Origin of the sequence: Novosphingobium resinovorum, from assembly GCF_001742225.1 — a bacterium.
In the GTDB taxonomy this organism is placed as follows: Bacteria; Pseudomonadota; Alphaproteobacteria; order Sphingomonadales; family Sphingomonadaceae; genus Novosphingobium; species Novosphingobium resinovorum_A.
The window spans coordinates 1677965-1695401 of sequence record NZ_CP017076.1 but is presented as its reverse complement, the minus strand read 5'-3'; the positions used below and the strand labels follow the sequence as shown (position 1 = coordinate 1695401).

The following is a 17437-nucleotide window of genomic DNA, read 5'->3' as shown; positions in this document are numbered from 1 at the left end:
AGAGAGACATGCCGACACTGGAACAGCGCATCGCCCGGCTGGAAGCGGAATCGCAGATCCGCCAGCTCGTCGCCCGCTACTGCTTCACCATCGACGACCGCGACATCGACGGCATCCGCGCCCTCTTCGCGCCCGATGCGGTGCTGAAATCGGCGGACGGGGTGATGAACGCCACCGGCGTCGATGCGATCATGACGCAGTACGACGGGCGCTTCGACGTGCTCGGCCCGGGGCACCACTTCATGCACGACGTCCAGATCGACTTCGTCGACGACGGCTCGCAGGAAGCGACCGGCCGCGTGATCGGCCATGCGGAACTGTGGCGCGGTGGCAGGATGATGGTCACCGCCATCCGCTACGACGACAAATACCGCAACACCGACGCCGGCTGGAAGTTCGCCGAGCGGACGATCGGCTTCCTCTACTACGTGCCGATCGAGGAGTATCCCGGCATCCTCTCCACGCCCTTGCGCAACCACGCCTATCCCGAGCCCATGCCGGCGGATTTCCCCGAGCGCCTGCCGACGTGGATCGCCTACGAGAAATCACGCGGGAGGGGTTGAATCCTCCCCCTGGGGGAGGATGCGCGTGTCGTACGTCATCCCAGCGAAGGCTGGGACCGCTGGCCGCGCAAAGCCCAACCCTCTGCTAGGCGTCCTGACGACAGTTGGCCGTAACAGGCCAGCGGTCCCAGCCTTCGCTGGGATGACGGGGGGTGTGCTTGCAGTCAGCGCACGCAAAAACACCCGCTGGCGAGTGCGGGCCATTACGCCGGGGAACTCAACGCAACCGAAGTGAACATCGGGTCGGCGTCGGGAGCGTCCTCACCGGGACGCTGGGTTTTGTGTTCCGTGAAGCTCTGGCGAGCGGCCGGGTAACTCACGGTGCAGCCCGGCTCGACCTGTATTCCATCGGAAAGTCCCATGTGGCCGTCGTTAGGGTTCGCATCGTTATCGGCCGAAGGCTATCCGGGATGGCCGTCCCATGCCCAACGACGTGTCGAAGGATCGTATGGACGGCGTTTTCGGTAGCGCAGAGACAGTCCGGGTCTTCGAACGGACGCGTGGTTTGCGCGATCGCGGCTGAAACCGCATCCCGGCCCACGACGCCGACCCGATACACCTCTCCAGCGTGATCATCGCCGGATCGGATGCTGGGTCATATAACCTATTTGGCTATAAATGTCAACCTGCCTCATCCGATCATCGCCTCCACTTCCTCGCGGATGATCTTGCCGCTGGCGCTGCGGGGGAAGGCTTCCATCGCGATGAAGCGTACCGCCTTGGGCTGCTTGTATCCGGCCAGCGCATCGCGGCACATCTGCATCACCACCTGCTCGTCAAGCGAGGGATCGTTGCGCGCGATCACCGCCACCGGCACTTCGCCCCATTGCGGGTCCGGGCGGCGCACGACGATGGCATCGTTGACCCGCGCATCGGCGAACAGCACGCGCTCGATCTCGGCCGGGTAGATGTTCTCGCCGCCCGACTTGATCAGGTACTTCGAGCGGCCGACGAAGTCGTAGCCCGAAGGCGTCCGGCGGAACAGGTCGCCCATGTGGAACCAGCCTCCGGCGAAGCACTCGGCATTGGTGGCCTCGGCATTCCAGTAGCCGCTGAACAGCGTCGGCCCGCGCACGCAAGCCTCGCCGGTCGCGCCGTCGGGCACCTCGTTGCCGTCCGCACCCAGCAGGCGCAAGTCGCACAGCAGGCTCAGCCGCTTGGGGAAAGCCGAAGGCATCGTGCCGACCGGGATCAGATCGGCCGATAGCGGCGGCATTCCCGTCTCGGTCGCACCGAAGGAGTTGAGGTAAGGCGCGCCCAGCGCCCGGGTGATCGCCGCGATCGTGGCGGAGGGGACGAGATCCGCCATGCAGCCCGCCGCCTTGACCCCGCGCACCCTGGCATCCCGCGCCTCGAGCCGTTCGAGCAGCGGCTCGATCGTCGCGGGCACCAGCATCAGCCAGCCTATGGGAAATTCCTCAAGCGCATCAACCAGCGCATCGGCGTCGAAACCGTCGACGATGATCCCGGTGCCGCCGCACATCAGCGTCGCCAGCAGGTGCTCGGTCCCGCCCATGTGGAACATCGGCGCCCACGAGACGTAGGCGTCGGTCATCGCCATGCCCATGTCGAGCCGCATGGCGCACATCCGCGCGACTTCGGCGCGGTGGCTGATCACGGCAGCCTTGGGCAGCCCCGTCGTGCCGCTGGTGTAGATGATGAGCAGGCCGTCTTCCGGTTCGGCCACGCTGGCGGTCTCTCCCGCCGCGCCGAGACGATCGATGGCGGCGAAGGGACGACCGTTCGTCACTGTCTCCCCCAGGGCCAGATGGCGGGGCGAGGCGACCAGCAGGGACGGGTCCACCAGTTCGACGCAGTGGCGCATCTCGGCATCGGAGAGCCGCCAGTTGAGGCAGGCCGCGATCAGCCCCAGCTTCGCGCAGGCAAGCTGGACGGCGGTGTACTCGAAGCGGTTTTCCGACAGGATCGCCACGCGCTGCCCGCGCACGAGCCCGCGCGCGGCAAAATCGGCGGCCACCGCATCGACGCAGGCAAGCACCTCGGCATAGCCGAGGCGCATCCCGCCCTGCACGATCGCCAGCGCCTGGGGGGTCGCCCGCGCGCGCATGGCGACAAGGTCATAGACGCTGGCTGCGAAAGCCTTCTCCATCATCGCTGTCTCTCCCGTCCGTTTCTATTCTTGCCCTGAGCACGACGTTGTCCGGTGCGACCACGAGTTCCGCGTCGCAGGTGTCCTGGTCCCAGGTCCCGCGCGCCAGCACGCCGTCGCCCGCCAGCACGTTGCCCAGCAGCGCCGCCTCGATCGAGCATATCTCCCGGTCGGGCCGCGCTTCCATCACCATGTTGAGCAGATAGGCGAGGTTCGTCGGCCCCGGATTGACCGTGCGCGGGCCGAAGCCCAGCGCCTCGGCCGCGGCGGGGTCGACGTGGATCGCATTGTCGTCGCCCAGCGCCTCGCACCACAGCGCCATCGCCTCGGCGGGCACGGCGCCAAGTTCCCACGCGCTCATGCGGGTGCCTGCACGGCCGGTCCGGGCGCGGGCATGATCGTGGTGAGGCTGACCCGCGCGTGCGGCCGCCCAGCGGCGCTGACCGTCATGCCCAGGGTCAGGTGGTCGGCCGCGCCGAACCTGCGGCTTGCCTTGCGCTCCAGCGAGACGACGCGGGCGGCCACGTCGTACCCGGTATCGACCGTCAGCGGCGCGTCGTAGTCGATCCGGCAGCGACCCAGCACCGCCCCCTCGTCGAACGCGAGGCCGAGCGCACGGCACACGTCGCCCACCCGCGCACCCATGCCGCCCAGCGCCGCGACGAAGGCGAAGACGGGGTGCGCCTCCTTGGCCCGGCGCTGCGGCGCTGCGCAGGAGCGCCGGATCGCATCGTCGAGCCCGGCAGACAGCAGGAAGCGCCCCGGCGGTATCGCGAAATGGTCCATGCCTCTCCCGGAATGGCTGCTTGGTAAGTCCGCGCCCACGTGTTGCATGTCGCGCGATTGGGCGTAAAGCTGACCTCGGGCTTCGCCGGAGTCAACCGCAATCGAGGCCAGTAATGAGGATGGTTCAATTATTATGGCGAACCCGGTGAAGACCACGGAGGCCGAACCCCTCGCTTGGCGGCGTCGCAAGGACTATCGCCCGCAGGAAATCCTCGCCGCCGCGCGCCGGCTGATCGAGGAGGAAGGCACCACAGCCACCTCGATGGCGCGGATCGCCAAGCTGGCGGGCGTGTCCGAGGCTACGGTCTACAAATACTACGACAGCAAGCAGGAACTGGTGAACCAGGTGCTGGTCGACTGGGCGACGCCTTTCGTCGAGCGCCTGATCGCAGAGCTGCGGCACATCACCGACCTGCGTTCGCAGCTGACGCTGATCGCCGCGCGCTTCATGCGCTCGATCGAGGAGACGCCGCGCTTCCACCGCGTGTTCTACCAGGAACTGCGCTGGGCGGACTATCGCGGGTCGGCGCTGCACAAGCTCAACCACGTCTTCGCGCATAGCGTGGTCGAGGCGGTGCAGCAGGCGCAGCACGAGGGCAAAGTCCGCGCCGACGTCGATCCGGTGATGATCCGCGACATGATGTTCGGCGGGCTGGAGCACGTCGCCATGCGCACCAGCTTCATCGGCCGCCCGCTCGACATCGACGCGGAGGCGAAGCGGTATGTCGACGTGCTGCTCTGCGGCGTGCTGTCCGAGCCGGGCGAACCGCGCGGACCGTCGGAAACGGAGCGGCTGTCGGCGCTGATCGACCGGATGGAAGCGGCGCTGAAAGACCCGTCGTCCCGGACCTGATCCGGGACCGCTGGCCGTCTTTAGGAAACGGTCGCCGGCAAGGCGCCCTGATGCGAGGTGGGCTGTTCACGGCCAGCGGTCCCGGATCAAGTCCGGGATGACGAAATGCGCGCAACTGACGTCCGTATAATTATAAAAGACGTTCATGAATGTCTTTTTTTATCGACCGGATTGCGCTACCGATCAGGTTGGCGAGGCCGGAACCCACCGGCCCGCACGGCGTGGGAGAGCGCGATCCAGTGAGACGACCCGGCGCGGACGAACCGACGATGCAGGCGCTCAAGAGCGCCCAGACCCGCGCGCGGCTGATCGACGCGACGATCCGGGTGCTCGTCCGCAGCGGCTATTCGCGCACCACGACGCCGCAGGTGGCGATCGAGGCCGGGCTGTCACGCGGCGCGATGCTGCACCACTTCGACAACGGCGTATCGCTCATCAAGGCGACCATCATGCACCTGCACGAGCGCCGCCTGCGCGCCTTCCGCCGCGCGGCGGAGCGCAGTGCGCTGGATCACGGAGCGATGGTGCGCACGTACTGGAAGCAGATCCAGAAGCCCGCCTTCATCGCCTTCCACGAACTGGCGGTGGCGGCACGTACCAGTCCCGACCTCGCCGCCGTGCTGATGCCGCTGCAGGTGGAGTTCCGCGAGCGGTTCAACCAGCTCGCCGTCCAGCTCTATCCCGAATGGCAGGCCAGCCCGGAGAAGTTCGCGCTGGCCATGGCGATCTCGCAGGCGACGATGGAAGGCATGGCGATCAACCTGCTGACGGGCGCCATGGACGCCGGGCTGGTGGAGCCGGTGCTCGAAGCGCTCGAAACCCAGCTCCACGCCCTCAGGCCGCAGGATCAGGCCGCATGAGCAAGACCCCAGCGAATGCCCCGCCGCAGCAGTTCGTGGAACACCGGGTAATTCCACGAGCAGCGCTGCGGATGGGGCCAGAACGGGCTTACCGGCAGCAGGTCGTAGTGACCCCGGCAATGGCCGAGCGTCAGGTAGAGGATCGCACCCTCGCCGACCTTGCGCTCGTAGAGCACGGGCACTTCCGCCTCGTCCCAGTCGGCATCGCGGAACTCGTCGCAGCGACCGGTGAAGCTGGTGTGCAGCAGCACGTCGATGTCTGCGGTGCGGTGCGTCAGGTAAAGCTCGTCCTCGACCCGGAAGTCGCGCAGCCCTTGCGTCATCTCGTGATCGCCCCGGGTGACGAAGACCTTGAACGGCGCGATCGGCGGATGGCCGGCGAAACGCGTGCCGAGCAGGCCGGTGAAGGTGGGCACCTCGTCCGGGGTATCGACCACGCCGTCCGCGCCGAAGCGCAGCACCGCGTTGGTCCCGTGCAGCGCCAGCCAGCGCCCACCGCGCGCCAGGAACGCCTCCAGCGCGGCGACTTCCTCGCCGCGCGTCGGCACCAGATCGCAGGTGTAGGTGATCAGCAGGTCCGCCGCCGCAAGGCTCGCCAGATCGGCGTAGTCGGAGGCCACCGAGGCGCGGATGCGCGGGGTTTCCGCCAGCAGTTTGAGCAATTCGAGGCGGGCATAATCGATGTCGTGGAACTTCCCCGCGGCGATCAGGTGGACCTTCATTCCGGCAAACTCCCCTCACGTGTGTGCGTGTATGCGCCCGAGCGTAAGGCTCGCCGCAGCCGCGTCCAAGCATCGAAATTCAGGCCGCAGCGCGGTCGCTTCATCATCGGAGAATACGAATGAGCGGTAAGGGCAAAGGCCCCCTCGCAGGTGTCAGGGTGCTCGATCTCACCAGCGTGCTGATGGGGCCTTACGCGACGCAGATCTTCGCCGATCTGGGCGCGGACGTGATCAAGGTGGAGAGCCCCTCGGGCGACACCACGCGCTTCATCCCGCCGGGGCCGGACGCCTCGCGCGGGGCGATGTTCCTCAACGTCAATCGCGGCAAGCGCTCGATCGTGCTCGACCTCAAGCAGGGCGAGGCGCGCGCCGCGCTGCTGAAGATGGCGGAAAGCGCCGACGTGTTCATCCACTCGATGCGTTCCAGCGCGATCGGGCGGCTCGGGCTGGACTATGCGGCGCTGAAGGCCGTGAACCCGAAGATCATCTACGCCAATCTCTACGGTTTCGCGCGGAGCGGCCCGTACCGCGACTATCCCGCCTACGACGACATCGTGCAGGCCGCCTCGGGCATCGTCGACCTGCAGGCGCGCCTCTCGGGCGGCGAGCCGACTTATGCCGCGACGGTGATCGCCGACAAGGTGGCGGGCCTCACCGGCGCCTACTCGGTGATCGCAGCGCTCTATGCGCGCGAGAAGACCGGGATCGGGCAGGAGATCGAGGTCCCGATGTTCGAGACGCTGGTGTCCTTCGCCATGGTCGAGCACTTGTGCGGCTCGCTCTTCGTGCCGCCCCAGGGGCCGCCCGAATACCCCCGCGCCACCTCGGAAGCGCGGCGCCCCTACCGCACGGCGGACGGCTACATCGGCGTGATGATCTACAACGACAAGCACTGGCGCGCCTTCTTCGATGCGCTGGGCAACCCGAAGTGGTCGCAGAACCCCATGTTCGCCTCGATGCGATCGCGCACGCAGAACATCGGCACCGTGCTGGCGAAGGTGGCCGAAGTGATCGAGACGCGAACGACCGAGGATTGGGTGGAGCTGTTCCGTCAGGCGCACATACCCGCCACCGCGATCAAGAGCCTGACCGACCTGCTCGACGATCCGCATCTGGTCGAAACCGGCTTCTGGCAGGAGCGCGAAACGCTCGAGGGCACGCTGCGCTTCCCCGGCATCCCCACGACCTTCTCCGAAACCCCCGGCGCCATCGGCGATCCCGGCCCGGCGCTGGGCGGCGAAAGCCTCGACGTCCTGCGCGAAGCGGGTTTCTCGGCCGAGGAGATCGCCGATCTCCAAGCGCGCGGCGCGGTAAGGACGGCGGCATGAGCCCCGAAACCCATTGGCGCACGGCGCTGGCGGAAGGTCGCCTGCTGCTCCAGCGCGCGCCGGACGGCAGCGCGGTATTCCCCCCGCGCCTCGCCGCGCCGGGCAGCGGCGGGCCGCTCGAATGGTTCGAAGCCTCCGGGCGCGGCCGGGTCTACACGCTCTCGTGGATCAACCGGAAGCCGCCCGCCGAGCCCTATCACGTCGCGCTGATAGACCTCGACGAAGGCGCGCGGCTGATGAGCCGGGTGGAGGGCGTGACGCCCGAAACGCTGGCCATCGGGATGCGTGTGGAAGCGTTCGTCGATCACGACGGGGATGCACCGCTGCTGCTGTTTCGGCCGGTGGAGGAGGCGTGATGGCCCACCCCGCTGTGGCCCACCCCGCTGCGACTAAGGCCTGCGGCCCAAGTCTCGCTCCCCTGCCGCAAGCGGGAGGGGGAGGACAGTACGACGAACGCCCTCCCGCAAGCGGGAGGGCCGTGAGGCTTGGCGGTTTACCGCCTAGCCGGACGGGGTGGGCACAGCGCCACTCCCCAAACCTCAAGGCATACGCATGACCGACACCTTCCCTCGCGCCCGCACCGCCATCGCCGGCCTCGCCACCTTCGGCATCGGCGAGACGCCCGGATACAGTTCGATGGAACTGACCGCGCAGGCCGCCCTCCTCGCCGTCGCCGATGCCGGGCTGACGCTGGCTGACGTCGATGCGCTGTTCATCTGCCAGCCCGATGACTTCTTCGCAGGGCTCTCCTTCGCCGAATACCTCGGCCTGCAGCCGCGCTATACCGACAACAACCGTACCGGCGGCTCGGCCTTCATGAGCCACATGGCAGTGGCGGCGATGATGCTGGAGGCGGGCTACATCGACTGCGCGCTGATCGCCTACGGCTCCAACCAGCGCAGCAACGGCGGCAAGCTGGCGACGAAGATCACCAATAATCAGTGGGATGCGCCTTATGCGCCCATATTCCCGCTAACCGGCTATGCGCTGGCGGCAGCGCGTCACATGCACGAATACGGCACCACCCGCGAAGACCTCGCCGCCGTGGCGCTGGCCGCAAGGGCCTGGGCGCAGACCAACCCCGAGGCTTTCGCCAAAGGCCCGCTCACACTGGAGGAGTGCCTCTCCGCCCGCATGATCAGCACCCCGATCTCGGTGCGCGACTGCTGCCTCGTCACCGACGGCGCCGCGGCGATCGTGATGACCCGCACGTCCCGCGCCCGCGATCTTGCGAAACCGGCCGTGCCGCTGCTGGGCGCGGCTGCTGCGACGTGGTGGAACTCGATCGCGCAGGCCAAGGACGTGACCGTCACCGCCGCCAGGGAGTCCGGCGCGCGGGCGATGGCGATGGCGGGGGTCAGCCCTTCCGACATCCGCACGGCGCAGCTTTACGACGCGTTCACGATCAACACGATCCTGTTCCTCGAGGACCTCGGTTTCTGCCCCAAGGGCGAAGGCGGCCGCTTCGTCAGCAGCGGCGCCATCGCACCGGGCGGCAGTCTGCCGGTGAACACCAACGGCGGCGGCCTCTCGTGCTGCCACCCGGGGATGTACGGCCTCTTCGCGGTGATCGAGGCCGCGCGCCAGATCCGGGGCGAGGCGGCGAACCAGCTTTCCGGCGTGGACGTGGCGCTGGCGCACGGCAACGGCGGCACCCTGTCGAGTCAGGCGACGGTGGTGCTGGGAAGCCTGGCTACCTTATAAGTCGGAATGCGTCGTCGTCCCGGACTTGATCCGGGACCGCTGGCAATTCTTGAGGCGAATGCTGGCCGTGAGCCGCCCTGACGCTAGGTGGGCTGTTCACGGCCAGCGGTCCCGGATCAAGTCCGGGACGACGGTTCACTGCAGCGCCAGCACCCGCCGATAGCCCTTGAGCGCGCGGCCCACGAAGAACGCCGAAACCCCCGCCGCAACCGCGCACGTCACCGAAAGCGAAAGCCCAACGCTGCGCTCGTCGGCGAAGACATGATCGGTCAGCAGCGCCACGATCGTCGGCGCGGCGCCAAGCCCCATGACGCTCGCCACGAAGACGTAGACCGACGAGGAAATCCCCCGCATCCGGTTCGGCGTCGCCATCTGCAGGCCCGAAGACGCCAGCGCCTGCGGGAGCGAATAGGTGAAGCTCGCAAGCGTCGCCACCACCATCGCGAATTCGTAACTGGGCGCGAAGGCGAGCGCGAGCGAGATCGGGATCAGCGCCAGCGCGGCGAAGAACGGCACCCGCATCAGCGCGTCGATCCGCCCGCGCCGCTGCAACCAGCCCGCGATCACCGGCCCCGCCAGCACGCCGATCGAGCCGGTGACGAGCACCGCCACGCCGTACTGCACGCCCACCGTGGCCGCGCTCGCCCCGAAACGGCGCATCAGCATCGCCGGCATCCACGCCGGGAAGGCGTAGAGCACGATCACCAGCGAGGCCATGCCCGCATAGAAGTTGCCGTAGAAATCGCGGCGCTCCGCGAACGTGCGCCAGACTTGCGCGAACGGCATGCGCTGGCCGCTGTCCTGCGCCGCCAGCTTGCGGGCAGGCTCGCGGATGCGCAGCATGAGCAACAGGATCGCGAAGCCCGGCAGTCCGGCGACGAGGAACACCACCTGCCACGGCTGCAGCGCGCCCAGATAGGGCACCGCACCGAGGTCCCAGCCCTGCGCCGCCTCCAGCAGCAGCCCGCCGAATATCAGGGCGAGGCCGCCGCCGATATACGGCCCCATCAGGAAGATGCTGAAGGCACGCGGGATCATGCGCGTCGGGAAGCTGTCGGCGATGATCGACCATGCGGCGGGCGTCAGGCTGGCCTCCGCACCGCCCACGGCGGCGCGAGCGAAGAACAGCTGCCAGTATCCGCGCGCGAGGCCGCACAGGCCGGTGCCCAGGCTCCACAGGCCGATGCCGCCGATCAGGAGGCGGCGCCTGCTGCCGGTATCCGCCAGTCTCCCGAACAGCGGGCTGAACAGGATATACGCGGTCGTGAACGCCAGCCCCTGCAACAGGCTGAGCCGCGTGTCGGACAGCCCGAAATCCGCCTTCAAGGGCGCCACCAGCAGGTTGAGCACCTGTCGATCGATAAAGCTGACGGTATAGGCCAGCGTGAGCACGAAGATCAGATACCACGCGGCCGCACTCGGCGCGGACTCGGTATCGACCGGGAGCGGTGCTGCCTGCTCCCCGGGTTCGGCCAGGGCGATCGCTGCGCCGCTCATGCCCCCGCTCATGACCCTATCCATTCTTCGATCATCGGCCGGATCGGCTCGCCCACGAGTTCCAGCACCGGGCCGTCGCCGCGCGCCATATAGGCCATCTGGCCGTAGCGATGCTTGGGGGACGCGCCTGCCGCGATGAGGCGCCAGCCCTCCGTCAGCAGCGCTTCCACCTCCGCGCCGACATCGTCCACCCAGGCCCCGACATGCGCGGGCGAAACCGCGCGCAAGGCCTCGTAGGCGCCACCGGGCACCATCTGGATCAGTTCGATATGGATCGGCCCCTGCCGCGAATAAGTGACGGTAAGATGCGCCTCGGACCAGCCCGCATCAGGCAACCAGACCCGCAAAGGATCGAACTTGCGGACAGGACACCAATTTACTCCAAGTCCACACCCCAATTCGTCCATGGATCTATGGATATCTTCTACTATCAATCCATGATGATGCAGTTTTTCGAAAGATTTCAATTTATCCTCATCCCATATTATCGATCAGCTTATATGCTGCCGTGATTCGAAAAGCGGATAACACCACCTGAAATTGGCGGATGACTTTGGGAGAATAACGCAATGACCGGACTGATCGTGGAACACCGCGGCGCCGTGTGCCTGCTGACGATCGACCGCGAGGACGCGCGAAACGCGCTCGACGCGGCAACCTCGCGGGCGATGGACGAGGCGATCTCGGCGGCCGAGGCGGACCCGGCGGTCGGCGCGATCATCGTCACCGGCACCGGCAACCGCGCCTTCTGCGCCGGCATGGACCTCAAGGAAGCTGAGCGCATCGGCGCCGGTCACGGGTTGATCCCCGGCCGCGGCTTCGGCGGCATCACCGAGCGCCGCCGCACCAAGCCGCTGATCGCCGCGATCAACGGCACCGCCGTCGCGGGCGGATTCGAGATCATGATGGCCTGCGACATGGTCTTCGCCGCCGACCACGCGCTGATGGGCGTGAGCGAAGTGAAGCGCGGCCTCTTCGCCTTCGCGGGCGGCATCCAGCGCCTTGCCGCACAAGTCCCCCGCGCCACGGCGCTGGCGATGATCATGACCGGCGAACTGCTCCCCGCCCGCCGCCTCTACGACCTTGGCGTCGTCACCGAAGTCGTGCCCGGCGACCGCCTGCTGGACCGCGCGCTGGAGGTTACGCAGGCGATGCTGGCGAACAGTTGGCAGGCGATCGCCAACGGGCGCGAACTCTACGAGCTTTCCACCGGCATGGACACCGCACAGGCGCTCGCGGTGGGCAATGCCTGGGGCAAGGCCACGCTCGCCAGCGCCGACAGCCGCGAAGGCATCGCCGCCTATGCACAGAAGCGCGATGCGCAGTTCGGCCAGCGCTGACGCGTCCGCTCGTCGAGATGGTGAAATTACAATCACTGTTGACTGTTTTATCGTGCAGGAGGTAGGATCGCAAGCATCACATCGGCAGAATCAAACATTCATGTCTGTTTTTTGATTCTGCTGCGGCCCACTCCGCCCAACCGGAGTGCAAGGCAAGGGAGAGAAGGCCGATGCTCGATCTGGTCGCAGATCAAAGCCCCGAGAACGATTTCGCGCGGATGGACTACGAGCGGGATCGCAAGGGGCCGCCCGAGGGCTTTCCCAAGCTGCCCGACATTCCCGGCAGCCGCTATACCGACCCCGAATTCCTGCAACTCGAAAAGGAGATGATGTGGGACAAGGCGTGGCTCTATGCGGGCCACACCGATCAGGTGCCAAATCCGGGCTCCTGGTTCCTGACCCGCAATTCGGGCGTGCCGATCATCGTCGCGCGCAACCTACAGGGCGAGGTCAAGGCGTTCTACAACACCTGCCAGCATCGCGGCGCCCCCCTCGTCACCGAGGAATCGGGCGAAGGGCGCGGCTTCGTCTGCGGCTATCACGGCTGGAGCTATACCCTCGACGGCAAGCTGACGGCGGTGCGCGACAAGCGCGACTTCGTCGATTTCGACATGTCCTGCCGCTCGCTGGTACAGGTGCGCTGCGAACTGCTGGGCTCGCTGATCTTCATCAACCGCGATCCCGATGCGCAGCCGCTGATGGAACACATCGGCCCGATGGCGGAGCAGCTGGAGCAGTTCGAGCTTGAGAAGCTGCGCCTCGTCGACAGCCGCAGCTACGAGGTGGACTGCAACGTCAAGGTCCTGCTCGACGCCTTCCTCGAGGTCTACCACATCAAGTCGATCCACGTGAACACGGTGGACCGCTTCCTCGATCACCGCGCGATGATCATCACGCTCTGGCCGAACGGCCACAGCCGCATGGCGACGCCGAACCGGCGCCCCGACTGGGTCGATCCCGGCACCGTGGGCATGCCGGAAATCGCATCGATCACCGAGTTCCCGGCCAAGAACAACGTCAGCTACCAGATCTACCCCAACTTCATCATGCCCCCTGCCCCCACCGGCATCCCGATTCTGCAGTTCTGGCCGATCGGCACGAAGCGCACGCGCGTGGTGTCCAGCTGGCTGGCACCGGACCACGATCCCGAGAACCCGCACCCGCTCTGGCCCACGCGCCTGAGCAACTGGGAGCGTATTCTCTACGAGGACCTGCAATACGCGCCGCAAATCCAGGAATCGCTGGAAAGCCCGGGCTTCAGGGCGATGCCGCTCAACTATCAGGAGCGCCGCATCTATCACTGGCACGAGGAACTCGACCGCCGCATCGGCCTCAACCGGGTGCCGGAGCACACGCGCGTCGAGCAGGTGCTGGGCGACTGGGTACAGCGGGACTGACTTTGCCCCGCTCCCACGCGGGACGAGAAAACAGGATAACGGGAGAACACGCATGGCCGATCTGGCAGGAAAGGTCGCCGTCGTCGTCGGCGCGGCCAACCGGGACAACATGGCGCAAGTGATCGCGCGCCGCCTTGCCGCCGATGGCGCGACGGTGATCGTCGCCGGGCGCAAGGCGGAGGAACTGGAACGCCTCGCCACCGAGATCGGCGGGCTGGCGGTGACCGGCTGCGATCTCACCAGCGAGGAAGACCTCGCCCGCCTCGGCGACACCGCGAAGGCGACTTACGGCGGCATCGACATCGCCGTGAACGCCACCGGCTGGGGTCTGCTCAAACCCTTCCTCGACACCACCAAGGCCGAGATCGAGAAGATGACCGCGCTGCAGTTCACCGGCGCGATCCTGTTCTATCAGGCGATGCTGCGGGTGATGCGCGACGGCGGCTCGCTGATCCAGATCAGTTCCGCCACCGCCTCGATCATGCTGGAGGACCATGCCGCCTACATGGGCACCAAGGCGGGCGCCGACCACGTGATCCGCTGTGTGGCCAACGAATTCGGCCATCGCGGCATCCGCGCCAACTCGGTCGCGCCCGGCTTCACGGCCACGCCGATGACCGAGAAAGCGGCGAAGAATACGGCGATCACCGATACCTTCGCCAGGGAATATCCCCTGGGCCGCGTCGGCACCAGCGAGGACATCGCCGAAGCCGTCTCGTGGCTGGCGGGCGACGCCTGCTTCATGAGCGGGCAGGTGCTGCAGGTGAACGGCGGCCTGACCCTGCGCCGCAATCCCACCAACGCCGAGATCGTCTCGGCCGTGAAAGCCGCCAGATCCGCAGTGGGTCAGTCCGCCGTGGGTCAGGCGGCATGATCCGGGGCGTCCACCACCTCGCCATCTCGACGCCGGACCTCGAACGGTTCGTCGATCACTACCAGCGCTGGTTCGGCTTCGAGCGCGCCGGCAAGGAGGGCGGCTGGCAGCCCGGCAACGCCCGCATCGACACGATGGTCGGCCTCACGGACAGCAGCGCCCGCTACGAGATGATCCGGCTGGGCAACCTGCATATCGAAGTCTTCGAATATACCAGCAATGATCCGCAGGTGGTCCATCCGCGCATGTGCGACCGGGGCATCACCCATATCTGCCTCTACTGCGACGACGTCTTCGCCGAATACGAGCGGCTCACCGCGCTGGGCATGGAGTTCAACTGCGAGCCCGGCGGCTCGGCGGCGACCCGTGCCACTTACGGCAAGGACTGCGACGGCAACGTGGTGGAACTGCTGCAGATCGTCGATCCGGACTGCGGGTTCGGGTTCGAAAAACTGGCGGTAACTGAGGCTGCGGCGTGATCGCCACGTCGTCCCGGACTTGATCCGGGACCGCTGGCGGTCTTTAGATCAGTGCTGGCAGAGGGGGCTTCGACAAGCTCAGCTGAGACCCTTCGACAAGCTCAGGGTGAGCGGAGGTCGTGTAATAACCTATAATTCCGCTCAGGCTGAGCCTGTCGAAGCCCCCGCGTCACACGCCCACGGTCCCCGAACAAGTCCGGGACGACGAAATTGGATGCACTGCTTGCCCGATACCAATCCCTACATCGATGACCCGGAACTCGAACGCCGCCTCGCCTATGCTTTCGAGAAAATCGCCCCCGACCACTACCGCGTGGCGCCGGTCCCGAGCGATCTCCTGCGCCTCTACGGCGGCATGGCGCTGTCGCAATGCCTTGCCGCCGCGCGACTGACGGTGCCGCAGGACAAGGTCGCGCACAGCCTCCACGCCTATTTTCTCCAGCCCGGCCTGATCGACCGTCCGGTGGAATTCGCCGTAACGCGCGAAAGCGATGGGCGCACGTTCGCCAACCGCACCGTACGCATGACGCAGGACGGCGCGCCGATCCTCAACCTGATGGCCTCCTTCAAGGCGCCCGAGCCTTCCGGCCGCCACGGCTTCCCGATGCCCGACGTGCCGGAGCCCGAAGGCTTGACCAGCCTCGCCGAACTGGTGGCGCAATACGGCGATCGCCTGCCCGAACGCCACCGTCCCTTCTGGCGTCGCCGCCAGCAGATCGACTGGCGCCCGATCGGCATGTTCCCGTTCGACGAGCGCGACGTTCGCCCGGCGACGCGCAGCTTCTGGTTCCGCCTGAACGACACGATCGACGGCCCGCTCGACGTCCACCAGCGCCTGCTCGCCTATGCCTCGGACCTGCACATCTTCCACACGGCGCTGGGGCCGCTGGGCATCGGCTGGGCCAACGACTTCCTGCAGAGCAGCAGCCTCGACCACGCGATCTGGTTTCATGATGACTTCCGCGTGGACGAATGGATGCTCTACGCGATGGACAGCCCCGCCGCGACCGACGCGCTGGCGCTCGGCCGGGGCAACATCTTCCGCCGCGACGGCACCCTCGTCGCCACCGTCAGCCAGCAGGGCCTCGCGCGGATGCTAGACCAGAAACGCGAAGGAAAGTTGTGACCGAGCTGTTCACTCCCGCAAAACCGCACCGCACCTTCGAGGATCTGGAACTCGGCGAGTTCCGCCGCTCCTCCTCGCGCACGGTGACGCAGGAAGAAATGCTGGAGTTCGCACGCAAGTACGATCCGCAATGGTTCCACACCGACCCGGAAAGCGCCGCGCAGTCGGTCTTCGGCGAAGTGGTGGCGAGCGGCATCCACGTCCTCGCGCTGTGGCGGCAGATGGACCACGAGATAAACTGGGACATCGACTGGGTCTGCGGCGTGGGCTGGGACGAACTGCGCCTGAAGCGCGCGATCCGGGCCGGGGACACGATCCACGTCACCAGCGAGATCGTGAGCCTCGAACCCTCCAAGACCCGCACCGATCGCGGCACGGCGATGACACGCTACGCCGTCGTGCTGGAAGACGGGACCGAGGCGGTGACGTTCACCAGCATCAACCTGGTGTACACGCGCGGCGCGAGGGAGCGGATGGCCGGCACCGCGCGCTAGAAACGCGGGTGCCGGGCCACCCCCTCATGGCTCTGTAACCGAGGGGGCTTCGACAAGCTCAGCCTGAGCGGTGTGGAGAGCAGTTTTTCAGGTCCCGCTCAGGCTGAGCTTGTCGAAGCCCCCTCCGCCACCTACCGCCGCTGATCGAACCGCCGCCCGAGCATGGCCCCGGCGATATTGACCTTCTGGATATCGATCGCCCCGCCCGCGATGCCCCAACCCCACGAGTCCCGCAGGCGGCGCTCCATCGGGAACTCCTTCGAGTAGCCGTAAGCCCCCATCAGCTGCATCGCATCGCCCGTCACCTCGCGCGCGATGGTGTTGGCGAAGCACTTGCCGGTGGAGCTGTGCAGCACCGAAGGCAGGCCATCCTCGGCCAGCGAGGCGGCGCGCCAGATCAGCAGGCGGGCGGCCTCGATCTTCATCTGCATCTCGGCGAGCTTGATCTGCACCGCCTGGAATTCGGCGATGGGCTTGCCGAACTGCTTGCGCTCCTGAACGTAGACGCTGACGTCCTCCAGCGCGCCCGAGGCCTGCGCCAGCGACATCGTGGCATTGCCGCAGCGTTCGAGGTCGAAGGCTTCCATCAGCTTCTTGAAGCCGCCGCCGGCCTGCACGATGATATTGTCGAGCGGCACTTCGCAATCGTCGAAATTGATGTCCGACGACGGCACGCCGCGGAACCCCATCAGCTCCTCGTTCGGGCCGAACGAGATGCCCGGCGCGTCCTTTTCCACCAGCACCGCACCGATGCCCTTGGCGCCCGGATCGTCCGAAAGACGGCAGTAGACGACATAGGCGTCCGAGTGGCCGCCGCCCGAGCACCAGCGCTTGGTGCCGTTGATGATGAGCTTGTCGCCCTTGACCACGCCCTTGGTCTTGAGGTCGGTCAGCGCGCTGCCCGCGTCCGGTTCGGACATGGAGACCGCCACCACCATGTCACCCGAGCAGACGGCGGGAACCACGCGCTTCTTCAGCGTGTCGGACGCAAAGTGCTCGATCGCGCGCACCGGTCCGACCGAGCTTTCGAAGATCGGAAAGCCGACCGCCGAGGAAATCTTGCCGAATTCCTCCAGCACGATCAGCGCCTCGATGTTGCCGAGGCCGAGGCCACCGAGATCGCTCGACACGTTGATGCCCAGGAAGCCCATCTCGGCATAGCGCTTGACCAGTGCGCGGCTCGGCGGCTTGTTGTCGCGCTCCAGCTCGGCAGCGATGGCGGGCAGTTCGGCGCGGGCGAAGGTGCGGGCGGCTTCCTGCAGTTGGAGCTGGTCTTCGGTCAGCTTGAAGTTCATCGTTTCTTT

The 17437-nt window shown here is 66.8% G+C and carries 19 protein-coding genes; 12 read left to right on the top strand and 7 right to left on the bottom strand.

The window, feature by feature from the left end:
- The first annotated feature begins 8 nt into the window (after positions 1-8).
- Positions 9-563 (top strand): nuclear transport factor 2 family protein, encoded by a 555-nt coding sequence (locus tag BES08_RS24760; protein WP_036526561.1) that lies wholly within the window; start codon positions 9-11, stop codon positions 561-563.
- A 631-nt stretch (positions 564-1194) separates the two neighbouring features.
- On the opposite strand, the gene BES08_RS24755 is transcribed toward BES08_RS24760, so the two are convergent.
- Genes BES08_RS24755 through BES08_RS24745 form a run of 3 tightly spaced genes read right to left on the bottom strand, consistent with a single transcriptional unit; the run spans position 1195 to position 3459 of the window.
- Entirely contained in the window at positions 1195-2676 is a 1482-nt protein-coding gene (locus BES08_RS24755; protein ID WP_036526563.1) for a class I adenylate-forming enzyme family protein, read from the bottom strand.
- The gene (locus BES08_RS24750) at positions 2642-3034 is read right to left on the bottom strand and encodes a hotdog family protein (protein ID WP_051586885.1); all 393 of its coding nucleotides are present in this window, start codon (positions 3032-3034) and stop codon (positions 2642-2644) included. Before BES08_RS24750 ends, BES08_RS24755 begins: the two co-directional genes overlap by 35 nt.
- Positions 3031-3459: a hypothetical protein gene (locus BES08_RS24745; protein WP_008829114.1), complete on the bottom strand. Its 429-nt coding sequence runs from the start codon at positions 3457-3459 to the stop codon at positions 3031-3033. The genes BES08_RS24750 and BES08_RS24745 overlap by 4 nt, the downstream gene beginning before the upstream one ends.
- 145 nt (positions 3460-3604) lie before the next feature.
- Between BES08_RS24745 and BES08_RS24740 the strand changes: the two genes are divergently transcribed.
- Positions 3605-4312, top strand: a complete 708-nt coding sequence (locus BES08_RS24740; protein WP_162177390.1) for a TetR/AcrR family transcriptional regulator — start codon at positions 3605-3607, stop codon at positions 4310-4312.
- 149 nt (positions 4313-4461) lie between these two features.
- Positions 4462-5172: a TetR/AcrR family transcriptional regulator gene (locus tag BES08_RS24735; protein ID WP_197524501.1), complete on the top strand. Its 711-nt coding sequence runs from the start codon at positions 4462-4464 to the stop codon at positions 5170-5172.
- On the opposite strand, the gene BES08_RS24730 is transcribed toward BES08_RS24735, so the two are convergent.
- Positions 5160-5894 carry a ThuA domain-containing protein gene (locus BES08_RS24730; RefSeq protein WP_069709554.1) on the bottom strand — a complete coding sequence of 245 codons (735 nt, stop codon included), beginning with the start codon at positions 5892-5894 and terminating at the stop codon, positions 5160-5162. The two genes, BES08_RS24735 and BES08_RS24730, sit on opposite strands and share 13 nt — an antisense overlap.
- A gap of 119 nt (positions 5895-6013) precedes the next feature.
- On the opposite strand from BES08_RS24730, the gene BES08_RS24725 reads away from it, so the two are divergent.
- The 3 genes from BES08_RS24725 to BES08_RS24715 all read left to right on the top strand — a co-directional run bounded on the left by BES08_RS24725 (position 6014) and on the right by BES08_RS24715 (position 8926).
- Positions 6014-7222: a CaiB/BaiF CoA transferase family protein gene (locus tag BES08_RS24725; RefSeq protein WP_036526567.1), complete on the top strand. Its 1209-nt coding sequence runs from the start codon at positions 6014-6016 to the stop codon at positions 7220-7222.
- The gene (locus tag BES08_RS24720; protein WP_036526569.1) at positions 7219-7578 is read left to right on the top strand and encodes a Zn-ribbon domain-containing OB-fold protein; all 360 of its coding nucleotides are present in this window, start codon (positions 7219-7221) and stop codon (positions 7576-7578) included. Before BES08_RS24725 ends, BES08_RS24720 begins: the two co-directional genes overlap by 4 nt.
- 196 nt (positions 7579-7774) lie before the next feature.
- Positions 7775-8926, top strand: a complete 1152-nt coding sequence (locus BES08_RS24715) for an acetyl-CoA acetyltransferase (protein ID WP_008833078.1) — start codon at positions 7775-7777, stop codon at positions 8924-8926.
- A 135-nt stretch (positions 8927-9061) separates the two neighbouring features.
- Here the strand turns inward: BES08_RS24715 and BES08_RS24710 are convergent, their stop codons facing one another.
- Positions 9062-10423 carry a spinster family MFS transporter gene (locus tag BES08_RS24710; protein WP_051586886.1) on the bottom strand — a complete coding sequence of 454 codons (1362 nt, stop codon included), beginning with the start codon at positions 10421-10423 and terminating at the stop codon, positions 9062-9064.
- Positions 10424-10431: 8 nt separating this feature from the next.
- Complete coding sequence (locus BES08_RS24705; RefSeq protein ID WP_268957471.1) at positions 10432-10857, bottom strand: VOC family protein; 426 nt, start codon at positions 10855-10857, stop codon at positions 10432-10434.
- Between the two features lie 135 nt (positions 10858-10992).
- Between BES08_RS24705 and BES08_RS24700 the strand changes: the two genes are divergently transcribed.
- The 6 genes from BES08_RS24700 (at position 10993) to BES08_RS24675 (ending at position 16133) form a co-directional block, all read left to right on the top strand.
- Entirely contained in the window at positions 10993-11763 is a 771-nt protein-coding gene (locus tag BES08_RS24700; RefSeq protein WP_051586888.1) for an enoyl-CoA hydratase/isomerase family protein, read from the top strand.
- A 170-nt stretch (positions 11764-11933) separates the two neighbouring features.
- A complete protein-coding gene (locus tag BES08_RS24695) occupies positions 11934-13160 on the top strand; it encodes an aromatic ring-hydroxylating oxygenase subunit alpha (RefSeq protein ID WP_036526571.1) in 1227 nt (408 codons plus the stop codon).
- Positions 13161-13212: 52 nt separating this feature from the next.
- Entirely contained in the window at positions 13213-14034 is an 822-nt protein-coding gene (locus BES08_RS24690) for an SDR family oxidoreductase (protein ID WP_036526574.1), read from the top strand.
- Positions 14031-14513: a VOC family protein gene (locus tag BES08_RS24685; protein WP_036526576.1), complete on the top strand. Its 483-nt coding sequence runs from the start codon at positions 14031-14033 to the stop codon at positions 14511-14513. The genes BES08_RS24690 and BES08_RS24685 overlap by 4 nt, the downstream gene beginning before the upstream one ends.
- A 214-nt stretch (positions 14514-14727) precedes the next feature.
- Positions 14728-15639, top strand: coding sequence for an acyl-CoA thioesterase (locus BES08_RS24680; RefSeq protein WP_036526577.1), 912 nt, complete (start codon positions 14728-14730; stop codon positions 15637-15639).
- Positions 15636-16133, top strand: a complete 498-nt coding sequence (locus tag BES08_RS24675) for a MaoC/PaaZ C-terminal domain-containing protein (protein WP_008830398.1) — start codon at positions 15636-15638, stop codon at positions 16131-16133. The genes BES08_RS24680 and BES08_RS24675 overlap by 4 nt, the downstream gene beginning before the upstream one ends.
- Before the next feature lie 131 nt (positions 16134-16264).
- On the opposite strand, the gene BES08_RS24670 is transcribed toward BES08_RS24675, so the two are convergent.
- On the bottom strand, positions 16265-17428 hold the full coding sequence (locus BES08_RS24670) for an acyl-CoA dehydrogenase family protein (RefSeq protein WP_036526579.1): 1164 nt from the start codon (positions 17426-17428) through the stop codon (positions 16265-16267).
- Positions 17429-17437: the final 9 nt, after the last annotated feature.

Bases quoted from the DNA above. Each gene is read 5' to 3' on its own strand.
- BES08_RS24700 (WP_051586888.1), top strand. From the start codon at position 10,993: ATGACCGGACTGATCGTGGAACACCGCGGCGCCGTGTGCCTGCTGACG.
- BES08_RS24690 (WP_036526574.1), top strand. From the start codon at position 13,213: ATGGCCGATCTGGCAGGAAAGGTCGCCGTCGTCGTCGGCGCGGCCAAC.
- BES08_RS24670 (WP_036526579.1), bottom strand. From the start codon at position 17,428: ATGAACTTCAAGCTGACCGAAGACCAGCTCCAACTGCAGGAAGCCGCC.
- BES08_RS24710 (WP_051586886.1), bottom strand. From the start codon at position 10,423: ATGAGCGGCGCAGCGATCGCCCTGGCCGAACCCGGGGAGCAGGCAGCA.
- BES08_RS24760 (WP_036526561.1), top strand. From the start codon at position 9: ATGCCGACACTGGAACAGCGCATCGCCCGGCTGGAAGCGGAATCGCAG.
- BES08_RS24745 (WP_008829114.1), bottom strand. From the start codon at position 3,459: ATGGACCATTTCGCGATACCGCCGGGGCGCTTCCTGCTGTCTGCCGGG.
- BES08_RS24725 (WP_036526567.1), top strand. From the start codon at position 6,014: ATGAGCGGTAAGGGCAAAGGCCCCCTCGCAGGTGTCAGGGTGCTCGAT.
- BES08_RS24715 (WP_008833078.1), top strand. From the start codon at position 7,775: ATGACCGACACCTTCCCTCGCGCCCGCACCGCCATCGCCGGCCTCGCC.
- BES08_RS24695 (WP_036526571.1), top strand. From the start codon at position 11,934: ATGCTCGATCTGGTCGCAGATCAAAGCCCCGAGAACGATTTCGCGCGG.
- BES08_RS24730 (WP_069709554.1), bottom strand. From the start codon at position 5,894: ATGAAGGTCCACCTGATCGCCGCGGGGAAGTTCCACGACATCGATTAT.
- BES08_RS24685 (WP_036526576.1), top strand. From the start codon at position 14,031: ATGATCCGGGGCGTCCACCACCTCGCCATCTCGACGCCGGACCTCGAA.
- BES08_RS24755 (WP_036526563.1), bottom strand. From the start codon at position 2,676: ATGATGGAGAAGGCTTTCGCAGCCAGCGTCTATGACCTTGTCGCCATG.
- BES08_RS24720 (WP_036526569.1), top strand. From the start codon at position 7,219: ATGAGCCCCGAAACCCATTGGCGCACGGCGCTGGCGGAAGGTCGCCTG.
- BES08_RS24680 (WP_036526577.1), top strand. From the start codon at position 14,728: ATGCACTGCTTGCCCGATACCAATCCCTACATCGATGACCCGGAACTC.
- BES08_RS24735 (WP_197524501.1), top strand. From the start codon at position 4,462: ATGTCTTTTTTTATCGACCGGATTGCGCTACCGATCAGGTTGGCGAGG.
- BES08_RS24750 (WP_051586885.1), bottom strand. From the start codon at position 3,034: ATGAGCGCGTGGGAACTTGGCGCCGTGCCCGCCGAGGCGATGGCGCTG.